13 protein-coding genes and 1 tRNA gene are annotated in these 18,284 nt (G+C 39.0%); 9 read left to right on the forward strand and 5 right to left on the reverse strand.

Features of this window, described 5'->3' with window-relative positions; translation table 11 throughout:
• Positions 1 to 14 precede the first annotated feature (14 nt).
• Genes LKE05_RS01810 through LKE05_RS01825 form a run of 4 tightly spaced genes read left to right on the forward strand, consistent with a single transcriptional unit; the run spans position 15 to position 2,964 of the window.
• Positions 15 to 911, forward strand: coding sequence for a dipeptidase (locus LKE05_RS01810; protein WP_308455745.1), 897 nt, complete (start codon positions 15 to 17; stop codon positions 909 to 911).
• Positions 904 to 1,647: a 16S rRNA (uracil(1498)-N(3))-methyltransferase gene (locus LKE05_RS01815; RefSeq protein ID WP_308455746.1), complete on the forward strand. Its 744-nt coding sequence runs from the start codon at positions 904 to 906 to the stop codon at positions 1,645 to 1,647. Before LKE05_RS01810 ends, LKE05_RS01815 begins: the two co-directional genes overlap by 8 nt.
• A 25-nt stretch (positions 1,648 to 1,672) precedes the next feature.
• Positions 1,673 to 2,380, forward strand: coding sequence for an NAD-dependent protein deacylase (locus LKE05_RS01820; RefSeq protein ID WP_308455747.1), 708 nt, complete (start codon positions 1,673 to 1,675; stop codon positions 2,378 to 2,380).
• The gene (locus LKE05_RS01825) at positions 2,377 to 2,964 is read left to right on the forward strand and encodes a 4'-phosphopantetheinyl transferase family protein (RefSeq protein WP_308455748.1); all 588 of its coding nucleotides are present in this window, start codon (positions 2,377 to 2,379) and stop codon (positions 2,962 to 2,964) included. Before LKE05_RS01820 ends, LKE05_RS01825 begins: the two co-directional genes overlap by 4 nt.
• Here LKE05_RS01825 and LKE05_RS01830 read toward each other — a convergent pair.
• The 3 genes from LKE05_RS01830 to pdxS form a co-directional block, all read right to left on the reverse strand.
• Positions 2,952 to 3,146: a hypothetical protein gene (locus LKE05_RS01830; protein ID WP_022229531.1), complete on the reverse strand. Its 195-nt coding sequence runs from the start codon at positions 3,144 to 3,146 to the stop codon at positions 2,952 to 2,954. The two genes, LKE05_RS01825 and LKE05_RS01830, sit on opposite strands and share 13 nt — an antisense overlap.
• An 86-nt stretch (positions 3,147 to 3,232) precedes the next feature.
• Complete coding sequence (pdxT, locus tag LKE05_RS01835; RefSeq protein ID WP_308455749.1) at positions 3,233 to 3,799, reverse strand: pyridoxal 5'-phosphate synthase glutaminase subunit PdxT; 567 nt, start codon at positions 3,797 to 3,799, stop codon at positions 3,233 to 3,235.
• Positions 3,799 to 4,671, reverse strand: a complete 873-nt coding sequence (gene pdxS / locus LKE05_RS01840) for a pyridoxal 5'-phosphate synthase lyase subunit PdxS (protein ID WP_022229529.1) — start codon at positions 4,669 to 4,671, stop codon at positions 3,799 to 3,801. Before pdxS ends, pdxT begins: the two co-directional genes overlap by 1 nt.
• Positions 4,672 to 4,807: 136 nt before the next feature.
• Between pdxS and pdxR the strand changes: the two genes are divergently transcribed.
• Positions 4,808 to 6,166 carry a MocR-like pyridoxine biosynthesis transcription factor PdxR gene (pdxR, locus tag LKE05_RS01845; RefSeq protein ID WP_308455750.1) on the forward strand — a complete coding sequence of 453 codons (1,359 nt, stop codon included), beginning with the start codon at positions 4,808 to 4,810 and terminating at the stop codon, positions 6,164 to 6,166.
• A gap of 91 nt (positions 6,167 to 6,257) precedes the next feature.
• Here pdxR and LKE05_RS01850 read toward each other — a convergent pair.
• Positions 6,258 to 6,332: transfer RNA gene (locus tag LKE05_RS01850), tRNA-Gly, on the reverse strand.
• 44 nt (positions 6,333 to 6,376) lie between these two features.
• Positions 6,377 to 7,807, reverse strand: a complete 1,431-nt coding sequence (gene wsfD, locus LKE05_RS01855; RefSeq protein WP_308455751.1) for a glycan biosynthesis hexose transferase WsfD — start codon at positions 7,805 to 7,807, stop codon at positions 6,377 to 6,379.
• Positions 7,808 to 7,982: 175 nt separating this feature from the next.
• Here wsfD and LKE05_RS01860 point away from each other — a divergent pair, with 175 nt between their 5' ends.
• From LKE05_RS01860 to LKE05_RS01875, 4 genes are all read left to right on the forward strand, one after another.
• Complete coding sequence (locus LKE05_RS01860) at positions 7,983 to 11,708, forward strand: phosphoribosylformylglycinamidine synthase (protein WP_308455752.1); 3,726 nt, start codon at positions 7,983 to 7,985, stop codon at positions 11,706 to 11,708.
• Positions 11,709 to 11,768: 60 nt separating this feature from the next.
• Complete coding sequence (locus LKE05_RS01865; RefSeq protein ID WP_308455753.1) at positions 11,769 to 15,812, forward strand: PolC-type DNA polymerase III; 4,044 nt, start codon at positions 11,769 to 11,771, stop codon at positions 15,810 to 15,812.
• A gap of 83 nt (positions 15,813 to 15,895) precedes the next feature.
• Positions 15,896 to 16,627 (forward strand): threonine/serine exporter family protein, encoded by a 732-nt coding sequence (locus LKE05_RS01870; RefSeq protein WP_308455754.1) that lies wholly within the window; start codon positions 15,896 to 15,898, stop codon positions 16,625 to 16,627.
• A gap of 178 nt (positions 16,628 to 16,805) precedes the next feature.
• Entirely contained in the window at positions 16,806 to 18,269 is a 1,464-nt protein-coding gene (locus LKE05_RS01875; RefSeq protein WP_308455755.1) for a serpin family protein, read from the forward strand.
• Positions 18,270 to 18,284: the final 15 nt, after the last annotated feature.

The following is an 18,284-nucleotide window of genomic DNA, read 5'->3' on the forward strand; positions in this document are numbered from 1 at the left end:
AAGGGGACACTAAAATGAATAGGGACACTAAAAACAACTATTCCGTATTTGACACACATTGCGATACATTGTGTTGCGTGCGTGATGACGGTAAAAGCCTTAATGAAAATGACTGTCATGTTGATTTAAAAAGAATGTCGGAATATAAAAGCTATACGCAAGTTTTTGCTTGCTTTATAGATCCGATATATAAGACGTGCGGTGCGGAGCGAACAATGAATTTAACAGATACATTCCACACGCACACGCAAAATCTACCGCAGAATGTTAAAGCTGTTTTAAGCATTGAGGGCGGAGAGGGGATATATTCACTTTCGGCACTTCGCAATTATCACAGGCTCGGCGTAAAAATCGCGGCACTAACATGGAACTATTCAAATCATATTGCTTCGGGTGCGTTGGAAAGTGACGAAAACAGAGGACTGACCGATTTCGGGAAAAAGGTTGTGGCGGAAATGAATAAAATCGGTATGCTTATAGACGTTTCACACCTTAACAGAAAGTCATTTTACGATATTGCAAAGGTAACAAAAATGCCGATTGTCGCAACACATTCTTGCTCGGACTTTATATGTCCCCATAAAAGAAATTTAACAGACGAACAATTTAAAATTATTAAAAACAGCGGCGGTTGCGTCGGAGTGAATTTTTATCCGCCGTTTTTAACGAACAGAGATAAATGCGGTATTGACGATATTGTAAAGCATATTGAGCATTTTATGGAGCTTGGCGGTGAGGATAATATCGGTATCGGTGCGGATTTTGACGGCGTTGACTGTCTGCCCGAAGGTATAAGCGGTGTTGAAGATATGTATAAAATATTTGACAGACTGCTTGCAAGAGGATATACTGAAGAACAAGCAGAGAAAATAAGTCATAGAAATTTTGAAAGGATTTTTGAAAATGCCTAAATTTTTTGTAACACAAGATAAAATATCAGATAATCAAATTATAATAGACAGCGAGGACGTAACTCATATTTCAAGGGTACTCCGTCTTGAAAAAGGTGATAATGTTACGGTGTGTGACGGACAGGGAACGGATTATGACGCTCAAATCGATACGATAGAGCCTAAGAAAATTCTTTTGAATATCGTATCAAGACAAAAGAGCGAAACAGAGCCGAATATAAAGGTTACACTTTTTCAGGCACTTCCAAAAGCGTCCAAAATGGAGTACATCATTCAGAAAACAACGGAGCTTGGCATATCCGAAATTGTGCCTGTGAAACTTTCAAGATGTGTTGTGAAAATAGACAATAAAAAGGACGAGAAAAAGAAAATTGACCGTTGGCAAAAGATTGCCGAATCGGCGGCGAAACAGTCGGGAAGGGGTATTGTTCCGACAGTGTCTGAATTTATGACTATCAATGAAGTGATTGAAAAATCAAAAGAATTTGATTTGTTTTTTGTGCCGTACGAATGTGAAGAACAGAAAACACTGAAAGAGATTTTAACTTCAAAAAGTGACGTTAAGTCGGTGGGATTTGTCATAGGTCCGGAGGGCGGTTTTGATTTAAGCGAAACCGAAAAACTTCATTCAAGCGGTATCGATACAGTAACGCTCGGTAAGAGAATACTACGCACGGAAACAGCCGGTGAGGCGGTTTTGGCAATGACAATGTATGAGATAGGCGACATAAACTGAGAGCATGTTTTAGGAGATGATTGCAATGACTTTACAAGAGATAATTGATTCAAGTGACAATATTGTATTTTTCGGCGGTGCAGGTGTGTCAACCGAAAGCGGTATACCGGATTTCAGAAGTGTTGACGGACTTTATAATATGAAGTACGATTATCCGCCTGAAACTATTTTAAGTCATACGTTTTTTATGAATAATACGGAGGAATTTTACAAATTTTATCGTGACAAGCTGATTGTAAAAGGTGTTAAGCCGAACAAGGCACATATTGCACTTGCAAAACTTGAAGAAAAAGGAAAACTGAAAGCGGTTATAACACAGAACATAGACGGACTTCATCAAATGGCAGGCAGTAAAAATGTGCTTGAACTTCACGGTTCGACTCTTAGAAACTACTGTATGGATTGCGGAAAATCGTACGATATTGATTATATTGAAAGCAGCAAGGGTGTGCCGAAATGTGAATGTGGGGGTATAATCAAGCCTGATGTTGTGCTGTACGAAGAAATGTTAAATGACGATACAATCACAAAATCGGTGCAGTATATCAGCAATGCGGACGTACTTATAATCGGAGGTACATCACTTAACGTATATCCTGCGGCAGGGTTTATAAATTACTTCAAAGGCAGTAAACTTGTTATTATCAATAAAGCCGCCACTTCTGCCGATAAAAATGCCGACCTTGTTATAAGCGAGCCTATAGGCGAAGTTTTGGGAAGTCTGAAAATATGAAAGTATATTATATGAACGTCAAAAGCATAAATGCCGATGATGAAAAATGGTTTAAGTATTTGTCGCAAAAACGAATTGAAAAAGTCAATAGGTTAAAAAAGGCAAATAAAAAATCACAGTCAATAGGTGCGGAACTGCTGCTAAATTATGCGGTAAACGGTGATATAAAAAAAACGGTAAAGTGGGACACAGAAAACGGCGGAAAACTTTACTTAACGCAAAACAAGGATTTGTATGTAAATCTATCACATTCCGGCGGATATGCGGTATGTGCCGTACATAACAAAGATGTTGGCATTGACATACAACACTTGCGAGAATGTGATATGAATTTGGCAAAACGATTTTTTACGGCGGAAGAAACCGAATATATAAATTGTTCAGCCGATAAAAACAATGCGTTTTTTGAGGTGTGGACAAAGAAAGAAAGCTTTGTCAAGGCAATCGGTACCGGACTTACAATTCCGCTAGACAGCTTTTCGGTGCTTTCCGATACAATCAGGTATGACGGTAAAACGTATTGCTTTAAAGAGTATTCGGTCGGAGAAGACGATTATAAAATGTTTGTCTGCTATTTGTCGTAGTTGTAGATGTTTGCACTTTCGGGTGAGTAGTTTATAATTTCGTCATAAGCGTCAAGCTGCTCTTCGCTGTTCGGTGCCCACGGAATAAGCCCGGTACAGTCAGTTGCGGATATGGCATTGCATACGTCAAAGTCAAAATTACTGTTACGGAAAATAACGTGATTCGGATATTTTCTTTTCATAACATCAAAACCTTTCTGCTCAAATTTAGTTTGGAGCAGTATTAGTATTATAAAAATCCCGATGAATTATGTCATCGGGATTTTTGCTATTTTATCATATTTATGAAATATTTGTGAAAATCAAGATTTTTTGTAAGTTCGGGGTGGAACGAAGTTACAAGCATATTGTTTTCTCTTGCGGCAACTATATGACCGTTCAGCTTACACAAAATTTTTACGTTATCGCCGACACTGTCAATCCACGGCGCACGGATAAATACAAGAGGAAACGGTTTATCCGATACTTCGGGGATAACGACTTCTTCGGAAAAACTGTCGATTTGCTTGCCATATGCGTTGCGTCTTACGGTAATATCCATAGTACCTATGTGTGCCTGTTCGCCCTCAATATTTTTCGCAAGAACGATAAGTCCGGCACAAGTACCGAAAACAGGCATACCGTTTTCAATCATATTTTTAATCGGCTCATATAAATCGAGCTTGTGAAGAAGTTTGCCGATTACCGTACTTTCTCCGCCTGGGATAATAAGACCGTCAAACGGTTTTTCAATGTCTTTTTTTTGACGTATTTCAAATGATTCCGCACCAAGTGCGTCAAGCGAATATTTGTGTTCAATAAATGCACCTTGAAGTGCAAGTATACCGATTTTCATTATTTACCACGCTCCGCCATAAGTAGTGCAATTTCGTTTTCGTTTATGCCGACCATTGCTTCGCCAAGATCCTCTGAAAGCTCTGCAAGAAGTTTGTCGTCAGTGTAATTTGTAACGGCTTGAACAATGGCAGACGCTCTTTTTGCAGGGTTGCCTGACTTGAATATACCCGAGCCTACGAATACACCCTCTGCACCGAGATGCATCATAAGTGCGGCGTCGGCAGGTGTTGCAACACCGCCTGCGGCAAAGTTTACAACAGGCAATTTACCGTTTTCGTGAACATATTCAACAAGGTTGTAAGGCACTTGAAGTTGCTTTGCAGCCTCATAAAGTTCGTCTTCCGACATATTTTGAATACGTCTGATTTCAGACATCATCATTCTCATATGACGTACTGCCTGAACAACGTCACCTGTACCCGGTTCACCCTTTGTTCTTATCATAGCCGCACCTTCGTTTATACGTCTTAGTGCCTCACCCAAATCCTTTGCACCGCATACGAAAGGTACTTTAAAATCGTTCTTGTTGATGTGGTACTTGTCGTCGGCAGGTGAAAGCACTTCGCTTTCGTCTATGTAGTCAATTTTGATTGCTTGCAAAATTCTTGCCTCTGCAAAGTGACCGATACGGCACTTCGCCATAACAGGGATTGAAACTGCGTCTTGAATACCCTTAATCATTTTAGGGTCGCTCATTCTTGACACACCGCCTGCGGCACGAATATCGGCAGGGATACGTTCAAGAGCCATTACAGCACAAGCGCCTGCCTCCTCGGCAATTTTAGCTTGTTCAGGTGTTGTTACGTCCATAATTACTCCGCCCTTTAGCATTTGGGCAAGGTTTCTGTTTAGTTCCATTTGTGTTGACATAGTTATTAACATTCCTTTCTGCTCGGCTTAAATAAATCAGCCGTATGTTGACTTTTTCCCTGGGATTGGTTATAATTATACCACCGATTGACACTATTAAAAGTGCCAAAATACAAGTTTTTTATGGGGTCAGATTATGTTTAACTTTATTTTTACAGCCGATAAAGCGTCCAAAAAACCGCTTTACGAACAGCTTTATTCGTATGTCGCAGATGAAATAAAAAATAAAAATATTAAAGAAAATGAGCGTATGCCGTCAAAAAAAGCACTGGCAAAATATCTCGGAATAAGCGTAAATACCGTTGAAACAGCATATTCGATTTTGGTACAGGAGGGGTATTTAAGAGCGGTTGCAAGGAGTGGTTTTTATGTTTGCAAGGTTGATATTCCCGTTGGTGACAGAAACTTTGAATATGAAGAAGAACAAGAGAGTGTAACGGCATATAAGGCGGATTTTAAGACAAATAAAGTCGATATAAATTCGTTTCCGTATTCGACTTGGATAAAGCTTTCAAAGGAGGTTATGTACTCAACACCGGAGTACCTTAATTCCGGAAATGTAAAGGGCGATTATGAATTGCGAGAGAGTATTGCGAAATACTTGCACGAATTTCGCGGAGTAAAATGTTCGCCTATGCAGATTGTGGTCGGTGCGGGTATTGAGTATTTGACAATGCTCCTTACAGAACTTTTTGACAGAGATAAAGTGTTTGCCGTTGAAAATCCCGGTTATAAAAAAATATCGGCAATACTCAGAAACAACAACAGAAAAATAAATTATATAGACGTAGATGAAAACGGACTTTGTACGGATTGTTTAAAACAAACAGATTCGGATATAGTGTACGTAACACCGTCACACCAATTTCCGACAGGTGCTGTTATGCATGTATGGCGTAGAATGGAACTTCTTTCGTGGGCGGAAGAAGGGGAGGACAGATATATAATTGAAGACGATTATAACAGCGAGTTTAATTTTTCGATTAAGCCTGTTCCCGCAATGCAGGGACTTGCAAACAGTGACAGAGTTGTGTATTTAAGCACATTTTCAAGAGTTCTTGCACCGTCAATCAGAATTGCATATATGGTACTTCCGAAAAAATTGCTTGAAAAATTCGACAAGCATTTCGGTACATATTCGTCAACCGTTCCGCGTTTTGAACAGCATACGTTAAATAAATTTATTTCGGGAGGGTACTATTCAAGACATTTGAGCAGAGTGAAAAATATCTATAAAAAAAGACGCGATAAGATTATCCAGTCGCTCGGTAACGCAGATATAAGCGGTGAAAGAGTCGGACTTCATATAGTCGTTAAAACGGATAAGGCAAAGGAAATAATAGAGTATGCTCTAAAATGTGACGTGAAACTTTACGATATGGACGATTATTATATGACAGAAAATAAAAAAAGCAATTCAATCATCATAGGCTATGCCGGTGCGGAAGATGATGATATTGAATTACTGAAAAATATATTTGATAAATTTATATAAGTTAAAGTGTAAAATATAAAAATAATATTTTGCACATTCTGAACACTTTATCAACAATATGAAAAAAGCTCCGATAAAATCGGAGCTTAAATGGAGCGGAAGACGAGATTCGAACTCGCGACGTTCACCTTGGCAAGGTGACGCTCTACCACTGAGCCACTCCCGCATTTCTTGACTGCTTTGTTATTATAGCATGGGAAATACGGTTTGTCAACTGTTTTTTGAAATTTTTTTTGATAATTTTTTTGAAACTGTCTTAAACAGCATATAAATCAGCACGGTTAAGCCGAAATCGAACGATATGTTAAACAGAAAAAGCTGTTTTGAAATATCAGCCGCACCGTTGCCGATATACGGCATAGGGAACTGAATAAGTCCCATAAGTATCACGAAAATAAACGGAACGGCATATCTGTTTTTCTTTTTCAACATCACAATACCAATCAGTAAAAATACCGCATAACTCGGTATTATAAAGAACAATGTTTTCGGCAAATGCTCACGGATATTTTCCCATAAATCAAAACGATATGAGGACGTATTCGGTGCATAGCCGTATTTTTTCTCAAATGTACCGAGGTTTATTTTGTTTGTAAAAGCATTTTGTGCGGTTGTTTCCATAACAGATACAAGACGCAGGGGATGAGTGATGTAGAATTTTATAAGTTTTCCGTTACTCATTTTTGAATGAAACTTTTCATTCATAATATCACTTCGCGGCGGATATTTGTATTCTGATTTATCAAGGTATGCGTGCTTACCGCTGTCGGCCGCCATATCTTCGTCAAGTCCCATATCGATTAAATCCTGTTTCGGATTGGGACTGTCTTTTAAAATACCGTAAAACACACTGTTATACTGTGTATCCAAATTAAGCTGACCGCCGTTTATAACGTATCCGCCGACTCCGTGCCAAAGTAAAACGATTGAACACACAATGCACAAATTTCGCTTGTTGCTTTTAAAACCGACATACAATACAGCGATAATAAGGAACGGTGTAAATACGGCACACTGCAATTTTGAACCGAGTAACAGGCAAGACGAAACAGTGAAAAATATTATTACGCTGTTTTTAGCATCGTGTACATTTTCAAACATATACAATCCGAAAAGCACGACAGTTGCAAACGATACAAGCATAACGCTTTGACCGTACAGACTGTTTAAAATCGTCAAATTAACTCCGTTAAAAAATACAACGATAAAAAACAACAGAAAAATATAATGCAAAAACTTATTTTCAATTTTAAATTTACGTTGTATAAAAAAGCATACCGTTGCGTACCACAAAAACATCATAACCGCCAAAATCCGCATATCAAACGCACCGAACGGCAGACATATAAGTCTTGTTGTAGCGGTAGGGAATATAAACGTAGTAGTCGGTACTAAAAATAAAAGTCTTGGCACATATAGCAACAAGTCAACCGATGTAAATTTCATATAAAAAAATCTTACGGCATAATCGTAAAAAGAGTAGTCGGACGGGAAATCAAGTCCGCACGGACGCATAACTCTTTCAAAATCGCCCTGGTCGGCAACCGAATGGACAGGCGGTACAAATACCGCGTATACAAACACAGCAATGACCGATATTATAAATATTATATCGTATGCGGAAAAAATCTTTTTCTTCAAGTAAAATCACTCCAAAATCAGTAATGTAAATTTATTATACAAAATAACGGAAGCATTTGCAATAAAAATTGTACGCGCAATCACAAAATCTTGTGCAATTAATGTTGATAAATCTTTTATTTTGTGATAGAATGAATATATATTGAGTTTAGTTTTAATATAAAGGAGTTAAATCATGGAAAACGTAAGAAGAATTTATGTTGAAAAGAAAAACGGATTTGACGTTGAGGCAAAGGGTGTACTTGCCGATCTTAAAGAAAACCTTTCTTTAAAAGGTCTTAAAGACGTCAGAATTATTAACAGATATGATGTTTCGGGCGTAAGTGATGAGGAATATCAAAAGGCGAGAAATCTTATTTTCTCAGAACCTCCTGTTGATAATGCTTATGATGAAGAAATTGAAATCAGTGAGGGCAAAGTGTTTGCGGTTGAATTTTTACCGGGACAGTTTGACCAGAGAGCCGCATCGGCTGAAGAATGTATTTCAATTCTTACGGAAAAGGAACGTCCGACTGTAAGAAGTGCAAAGGTATATGTTCTTATCGGCGATATTTCAGATGAAGAAACAGAGGCTGTTAAAAATTACGTTATAAACCCTGTTGAGGCAAGAGAGGCGAGTCTTGAAAAGCCGACTTCGCTTGTTATGGAAACAGTTGTTCCCGATGACGTTGCGACAGTTGACGGCTTTACCGAAATGGACGAGAGCAAAATGGAAGAGTTTCTTTCAAAGATGGGCTTTGCAATGGATATGGACGACCTTGCATTCTGTCAGAAGTATTTTAAGGATACGGAAAAGCGTAATCCTACAATTACAGAACTTCGTATGATTGATACATATTGGTCTGACCACTGCCGTCATACTACGTTTTCCACTAAGATAAATGATGTTAAGATAAATAACGGCAAATATGCCGATGTCATTAAGGCTGCATATGATGAATATAAGGCTGCAAAAGCTGATTTGTATGCACCTGACAGAGATACTTGCCTTATGAATATGGCAACAATCATAGTTAAGCAGCTTAAAAAGCAAGGTCTTTTAAAAGAAATTGATGAATCGGAAGAAATCAATGCTTGTTCAATCGTTGTTGATGTTGACGTAAACGGCAAGGACGAGCCATGGCTAATTATGTTTAAAAACGAAACTCATAACCACCCGACAGAAATCGAGCCTTTTGGCGGTGCGGCAACTTGTCTTGGCGGTGCTATTCGTGACCCGCTTTCAGGAAGAAGTTATGTATATCAGGCTATGCGTGTAACCGGTAGCGGTGATCCGAGAGTATCACTAAAGGATACACATGCCGGAAAGCTTATGCAGAGAAAGATTACAACAGGTGCGTCGGCAGGTTACAGCTCATACGGTAACCAAATCGGTCTTGCAACAGGACAGGTTCAGGAAATATATGATGAAGGCTACGTTGCAAAGAGAATGGAAATCGGTGCGGTTATAGGTGCGGCACCAAAGAAGAACGTTATTCGTGAAGTGCCGTCAAAGGGCGACGTTATCATTCTTCTCGGAGGAAGAACAGGTCGTGACGGTATCGGCGGTGCAACAGGTTCTTCAAAGGCGCATAATGAAGAAAGCGTTGTTACTTGCGGAAGTGAAGTACAAAAAGGTAATCCGCCTGTTGAAAGAAAAATTCAAAGACTTTTCAGAGATGAAAAGGTTACCACACTTATAAAGAGATGTAACGACTTTGGTGCAGGCGGTGTATCGGTTGCTATCGGTGAGCTTGCGGACGGACTTGTTATTGACCTTGACAAAGTTCCTAAAAAGTATGAGGGACTTGACGGAACCGAACTTGCAATCAGCGAATCGCAGGAAAGAATGGCTGTTGTTGTAAGAGCGGAGGACTCAGATAAGTTTATAGAATATTCAAATAACGAAAATCTTGAGGCAACAAAGGTTGCATATGTCACAGACGAGAACAGACTTGTTATGAACTGGAGAGGTAAGACAATCTGCGATATTTCAAGAGATTTTCTTAACACAAACGGTGCAACCAAGAATACGGATATTGAAGTTGTACTTCCTGATACTGAAAACAGTTTCTTTAAGCAAGAAGTTGTTACTGACGTAAAGGCAAAGTGGCTTGAAACACTTTCAGATCTAAATGTATGCTCACAAAAGGGACTATGTGAAAAGTTTGACTCAACAATCGGTGCAAACAGTGTACTTATGCCGTTCGGAGGTAAGTATCAGCTTACTCCGTCAGACGGTATGGCTGCAAAAGTTCCTGTACTTGGCGGCGAAACAAATACGGCAACTGTTATGACATTCGGTTATAATCCGAAACTTTCAAGCTGGAGCCAATATCACGGTTCAATATATGCAATCGTTGAATCTGTTTCAAAAGCGGTTGCGTTGGGTGCTGATTATAAGAAGATTTATCTTACGTTCCAAGAGTACTTTGAAAGACTTGGAACTGATCCTAAGCGTTGGGGCAAGCCTTTTGCTTCATTGCTTGGCGCATATAAGACACAGCTTGCATTAGGCATTGCGGCAATCGGCGGTAAAGACTCAATGAGCGGTTCGTTCAACGACCTTGACGTACCTCCGACACTTACATCATTCGCCGTTGCACCTGTAAAGGCTGATAAGGTTATTTCACAGGAAATCAAGAAAGCAGGCTCAAAGCTTGTTATGTTCACAGTTAAACGTGACGAAAACGATTTACCTAAGTTTGACGAATTGAAGAAAATGTATGACACAGTTCATAAGCTTATTCTTGACGGCAAAGTATTGTCGGCAAGCGTTGTTAAGGGATTCGGTCTTGTTGAAACTGTTTCAAAAATGGCATTCGGTAATATGATCGGTGTTGAATTTGACAAGAACCTTACAAATGATATGCTATTCTATGCACCGCTTGGCTCAATCGTACTTGAAGTTGAAGAAGAAATTGACGGTGCCGTAACAGTCGGTACAACAGGCTCTGACTCATTTACGGTAGGCGGAGTAAATATTCCGCTTAGCGAGGCGGTTGAAGTATGGAAAAAACCGCTTGAAAAGGTATTCCCTACAAAAGCAGGTCACTTTACAAGTGAGCCTGAAACATTCAGCTATGATAAGAGAAATATAACTGTTGCAACAGAAAAATTTGTGAAACCGAGAGTATTTATTCCTGTATTCCCGGGTACAAACTGCGAATACGATACTGCAAGAGCATTTGAAAACGCAGGTGCTGTGGCAGATGTATTTGTTGTAAGAAACCTTACGGGTGACGACGTTGTTTACTCAATGAAAGAAATGCAAAAGAGAATAAACAATTCTCAAATCGTAATGATTCCGGGCGGTTTCTCAGGCGGTGACGAACCTGAGGGCAGCGGTAAATTTATCGCAACCGCATTCAGAAATCCGCTTGTTAAAGACGCGGTTATGAATATGCTTAAAAACCGTGACGGTCTAATGCTTGGTATCTGTAACGGTTTCCAGGCACTTATAAAGCTTGGTCTTGTACCTTACGGAGAAATTCGTGACCTTGACAGTAATTCACCGACACTTACATTTAACACAATCGGCAGACACGTTTCTTGTATGGCAAGAACAAGAATTGCGTCAAACAAGTCACCATGGCTTGCAAATGTGAATACAGGTGATGTTCATACAATCGCACTTTCACACGGTGAAGGTAGATTTATCGCGTCGGAAGAACAGGTTAAGGAACTTGCGGCAAACGGACAGATTGCAACTCAATATGTAAACCTTGAAGATAAGGCAACATATGATATTGACTGGAATCCAAACGGTTCGGTATATGCTATTGAGGGTATAACAAGTCCTGACGGCAGAGTGCTTGGTAAAATGGGACACAGTGAACGTATCGGTAAGAACGTATCGTTTAATGTTCCCGGTAACAAAGACCAAAAGCTGTTTGAGGCAGGCGTTAAATATTTTAAATAATACAAAAAGGCTGTCGGCAAATGTCGGCAGCCTGTTTTATCACGAGGAGAAAGATGTTATATGAAACCGAAAATTGGTGTTGTGTTTCCAAAGATAACGGATAAAGATATAGCCGATTTGGAAATAGAAAAAATAAGAGTTTCAAAAAACAGAAGAAAAATAGGTATTTTGCTTGGCTCTGACACGTCCGCTTATCAGCAGGCGAAGGTCGAAAGTGAAGTAAAAAAGGCTTGTAATCTTACGGAAGTAATCGTTAGGGTTGATAACAGAATTAAACAGCAAGATAAAAATGTAATGATTTACGAAGTCGAACCCGGTCATGAGGGGACTATGCAGTCTGCATCATCAGGCCCGAAAATCAAAGGTAAAGCCAATGTTTCGGATATGCTTTACGGCAGACCAATTAATGACGATATTATATCAATTCATTCGATTAACGATAATTCGGGCAGAGTTGTATTTTCGGGTAAGGTATTTTTTGTTGAGGACAGAGATATTAAATCTAAAAAAACTGGCAAGGAATTTCACCTTATAACAATGGATATTACCGATAACGAGGACTCAATATCTGCGAAAATGTTCGTTACAAAAACGGAAGATGACGAGCCGTTTAACAAGCTTTTTTCAAAATTGAAAAAGGGAGTCAAGGGCGGCGGTATATATATCGTTGCACGCGGTAAGGCACAGTTCGACCAATATGCAGGTGAAACGATTGTGATGATTAACGACATTGCGGAAATTGAAAAACCGCCTGTTCGTATGGATGAGGCATCGGAAAAACGTGTGGAACTTCACTTGCATACACAGATGTCGGCGATGGACGCGGTTTCCTCCGTAAACGACCTTATCAACAGAGCGATTTATTGGGGACATAAAGCGATTGCCGTTACCGACCACGGAGTTGTGCAGTCGTTCCCGGACGCAATGAAAGCGTCTAACTTTAATGAAAAAATTAAAATTCTTTACGGTGTTGAGGGATATTTGATTGACGACAGCAAGAAGATTGTCTATAATGCGGAAAATCAGAATATCGACTCACCGTTTGTTGTGTTCGATATAGAAACAACAGGACTTCACAACGACAAAAACAATATCACCGAAATCGGTGCGGTAAAGGTTGTAAACGGTCAGATTGTCGATAAGTGGTCTACATTCGTTAATCCGTGTCAGCCGATACCCGAAAATATTGTGGAACTTACGGGTATTACGGACAGTATGGTGGCTGACGCACCGAAAATCGAAGAAATACTCGGTGAGTTTTTTGAGTTTTGTAAGGATTGCATACTTGTTGCACATAACGCGGCGTTCGATATAGGATTTATAAAAAAGGCGGCAGAACGTCATAATTTTGAATTTAATTTCTGCTACCTTGATACGCTTATGCTTGCAAGATGTATGTATCCCGAACTTCCGAATTTTAAACTTGATACGCTTACAAAACATCTTCACGTTATTCTTGAAAATCATCACCGTGCGGTAGATGATGCAAAGGCTACGGCTGATGTTTTCGTTAAGATGATAGAAAAACTTCGCGAAGAAGATAAGACGGAGCTTAAAACTTTCAATGATATTTTTGATTTAAGAAGTGCGTCAAAGAAAAATAAAGCGTATCACATTATCATACTTGCAAAAAATCAAATCGGTTTAAGACATATTTATGAAATGATTTCGGAATCGCATTTGAAATATTTCTTCAGAACACCGAGAATACCGCGAAGTTTGCTTGAAGAAAAACGCGAGGGACTTATACTCGGTTCGGCTTGTGAGGCTGGCGAACTTTTCAGAGCGATGATAGACGGTGACAGTGACGAGGAATTAAAGGAAATAGTTGATTTTTACGACTATCTTGAAATTCAGCCGATAGGCAATAATGCGTATATGAAAACCGATCCGAAACACCCTATGGTGAATACGGACGAAGATTTGCAAAATTTAAACAGACATATTGTTGCACTTGGCGAAAAGTATAATAAACCCGTTGTCGCAACGTGTGACGTGCATTTTATGGATATGGAGGGCGCGGATTACAGAAAAATCCTTATGAATTACAAAGGATTTTCGGACGCTGACAATCAAGCACCGCTGTATTTCAGAACAACGGAAGAAATGCTTAAAGAATTTGAGTATTTGGGCAAGGAAAAGGCGTATGAGGTTGTTGTTAAAAACACAAATCTTGTAGCCGATATGATAGAGGACGTCAGACCGATTCCTGCGAAAAAGTGTCCTCCTGTAATTGAGGGGGCGAAAGAGGGTATCATAAACGACTCGACAACGAGAGCAAAGGAAATATACGGCGATCCGCTTCCTGAAATCGTGCAGAAACGTCTTGATAAGGAACTTCATTCGATTACGACTTACGGTTTTTCGGTTATGTACAGAATTGCACAGGAGCTTGTACGTCATTCACTTGCAGACGGATATTTGGTTGGCTCACGTGGTTCTGTCGGCTCGTCGCTTGTTGCGTATTTGTCGGATATAACGGAGGTTAATTCACTTCAAGGTCACTATATTTGCCCGAATTGTAAAAACGTAGAGTTTATTGAGTCTGAAATCGGTTTGTCGGGGTGTGACTTGCCCGATAAGGTGTGTCCGAAATGCGGAACGAAGTACAGAAAAGACGGCCACGATATTCCGTTTGAAACATTCCTTGGATTTAAGGGCGATAAAGAGCCTGATATTGACCTTAACTTTTCGGGCGTGTATCAGCCGGTAATCCATAAATACACCGAAACATTCTTCGGCAAGGGTAAGGTTTTTAAAGCCGGAACAATCGGTACTGTCGCGGAAAAAACCGCATTCGGTTATGTAAAGAAGTATTGCGAGGAGAGAAATCTTGTGATGCGTAATGCGGAGATGAAACGACTTGCAAAAGGCTGTGAGGGTGTAAAACGTACGTCGGGACAGCACCCCGGCGGAATTATCGTTGTACCGTTTGAAAATGATATACATGAATTTTGCCCTGTTCAGCACCCTGCGGACGATCCTAATTCGGATATTATTACGACTCACTTTGATTACCATAAAATCGACCAAAACCTTTTAAAACTTGACGAGCTTGGACACGATGATCCGACGGTTATAAGAATGCTTGAGGATATAACGGGACTGCACGCACGGGATATTCCGATAGGCGACCCCGAAACAATGAGTTTGTTTACGTCAAATAAAGCGTTGAAATTACTTCCGGGTAAGGATATAGGTACAAATTTGGGTACATACGGAATACCTGAGTTCGGTACAAAGTTTGTACGTCAAATGCTTGAAGATACAAAGCCGACAACATTCTCTGAACTTGTAAGAATTTCGGGACTTTCGCACGGTACTGATGTGTGGCTCGGCAATGCACAGGAATTAATCAGAGAGGGCAAGTGTGACCTGTCGCACTCAATATGTGCCCGTGACGATATTATGATTTATCTTATTTCGTGCGGTGTTGAAGAAGAACATTCGTTCAAGATAATGGAAATGGTGCGTAAAGGTAAAGGCCTGACGCCTGAATATGAACAGGAAATGCGTGATAATAATGTGCCTGATTGGTATATTGAATCGTGTAAAAAAATCAAGTATATGTTCCCTAAGGCACACGCTGCCGCTTACGTTATGTCGGCATTCAGAATTGCGTATTTTAAAGTACATTATCCAGAAGCATTTTATATCGCATATTATACGGTGCGTGCGGACGATTTTGATGCATCGGTAATGGCGAGGGGAGAAGAACGCGTTCGTGAAGAAATGCGTTCAATCAACGCAAAGAAAAAGGACGGAACAGTTACTCCGAAAGAAGAAAACCTTATACCGATACTTGAAATTTGTATTGAAATGTACGCAAGAGGAATTAATTTTGTGCCTGTCGATTTGTACGAATCACACGCGACCGATTTCAGACAGGTTGAGGGCGGTATTCTTCCTCCGCTTTCCGCACTTCCGGGACTTAGCGAAAACGACGCGATAAGCATTACGGAAGAAAGAAAGAACGGCGAATTTAGAAACGTCGAAGATTTAAGAATTCGTACAGGTATAGGTAAAAATCCGCTTAATATCCTTGAAGAAAACGGCTGTTTCGATGATTTGCCGGATACCGACCAAGTGTCGTTGTTTGACTAACGAATATATTGACTTTTGATATTTTAAGCGATATAATAAAGAAAAGAATGTCAACATTTTGTGAAAAATGGGAGGTATCATATATGACGAAAGAAGAATTTATTAAGCATTTACTCAAAGCAAAAGTTGTTTTGGAAAAATTAGCAAAAAAACAAGATGTCTATGATGAAATAGAAGAGAGAATGTATGAGGAATACAGAAAAGAAGAAAATATAAGAAATGAAACAAAGAGAAAGTGGATTAATTTTCTTAGAATCATCGGAATTGCATCAGCATGTTTGTCTTTGTATTTCTTTTTTAAAGATAAAATGATTCTTGCTATATTGAGCTTTATAGTAATGGGAGTAATGCTTGTTGCATTTAGTGTACTAAGCCAAAATACAAAAAATGGTCGTGTAAATGAAGAATACTATAATCAAAAGATTTTACCTATTGAAAAAGAACTAAAACAACAAGAAAAAGTGATAGAAGATTTTATAAAAAGCGAGGAAATGAGAAATTTAAGCGATATTATTCCTCAAAAATATTTGAATTTAAAAGCTGTATTATTCTTGTTAGAAGTTTTGCAAACGGGAAGAGCCGATAGCTCTAAAGAGGCATATAATCTTTATGAAGAAGAACTTCATCGTGAAAAAATGCAGGAAATGCAAGAGGAACAGTTGGATTATGCAAGACAAACTTTACATGAGCAAAAAAATCAAACTAAACTTCAAAAGAAACAATATGAAGTTCAAAAGCGTATATCACGTCAGGTTAGTTATGGAAATTATATAAATACCAAAAATTATTATCATAATCGATGGGGAAGAAAATAATTATAAAATATCGATAATCACAAAAAAGCACCGAAAGGTGCTTTTTGTGTAGAGTTTGTAAATAATCTTGAAAATTTTGTCTTTTTATGATATTATAAAAGAAATATTTAACATTTAATAAACTTTTTGAGGTATTGAAAAGTATTAATAGCGAAAGGAAAAATAGGAGGGACACAAAATGAAAAAGATTATACCGATAATATTGTCATTGACGGTGGTAATGTCAGGGTGTACGACGTTAGCAGAGGAAAAAATAAAAGTTACGTTAGACGGTCAAGCAATGGATTTTGACGTTGCACCGATAATACAGAACGACCGTGTTCTTGTACCGATGCGTGCGATATTTGAAGAACTTCATTGCAGTGTTGATTATACCGATATTGACGGCAAGCAGATTATAACTGCGAAAAATGACGACAACACAATCAGTTTGGAAATCGGCAGTAATGAAATGACGGTTAATGACGAAAAAGTGAGTCTGGACACAGTACCTGTAATCATAGACGACCGAACACTTGTACCGCTAAGAGCGGTGTCGGAGGCGCTTGACTGTAATGTGGATTGGGATGGGGACACTAAAACCGTTGCAATAGCACCTCACAAGTACAATGAATACTACACGCAAAAACTTATGGAAAATCTGCCTAAGGACGAAAACTATGTTATATCTCCGTTTTCGCTTGAAATGGCAATGATGATGGCGTCAGAGGGGGCAGTAGGGGACACAAAACAAGAAATAACGCAAGCATTTGATTCACCGAATACAAGCCTATACAGCCAAATAATAACCGATAACAAAAATAAGGGCATTGATATAGCCAATTCAATATGGTTTAACAAGGACAGCGGGGAAAATGCTTATTTCGCCGACGACTATCAAAAGAAAATACAAACCGACTACCAAGGAACTGCTCAATCGGTTACGAACGATGACAGTATTGAAAAGGTAAATGAATGGGTAGAAAAACAGACGAACGGCAAAATAACAGATATGCTTTCGGAAGATAACAGATATTATGTATGTGCACTTGCGAATGCGATTTATATGAAAGCGGATTGGGTAAATAAATTTGAAAAAGAGGGTACATATAAAGAAAATTTCACCGATATAAACGGTGATGAATCGGAAATTGATTTTATGCACCAAGCGGCAGCTTTTCAATATTATGAGAACGGTGACACTAAAGCCGTGAAATTGCCATATGAAAACGGACTAAGTATGGTTGTTGTTTTAGGGGACACTAAAAATATTCTTAACGATATTCATAATGGGAAAATGACAAGCAAGTTGGTTGAGGTGACATTGCCGAAAATTAAAGCTGAATATTCGATAGACTACGTAAACATACTTAAAAATATGGGAATAGAAAAGGCTTTTGATTACCAAAATGCTGATTTCAGCTTAATGCTTGAAAATTACCCAGAACGTATAAAAATTGATTTTGTTCTGCAAAAAGCTATGATAGATGTTGATGAAAGGGGAACAGAAGCTGCCGCCGCAACTGTTGCGTTAGTAACTAAGTCAGCACTGTCCGTAGATGAAGAAGTTATAGAATTTAAAGCCGATAAACCGTTTACATATTACATATTGGACGATAGCGGAAATGTATATTTTGCGGGACGATATGTAAAAGCGGAATAACAAAAAAAGCACCAT

The organism is Hominilimicola fabiformis, assembly GCF_020687385.1.
Taxonomy (GTDB): domain Bacteria; phylum Bacillota; class Clostridia; order UBA1381; family UBA1381; genus Hominilimicola; species Hominilimicola fabiformis.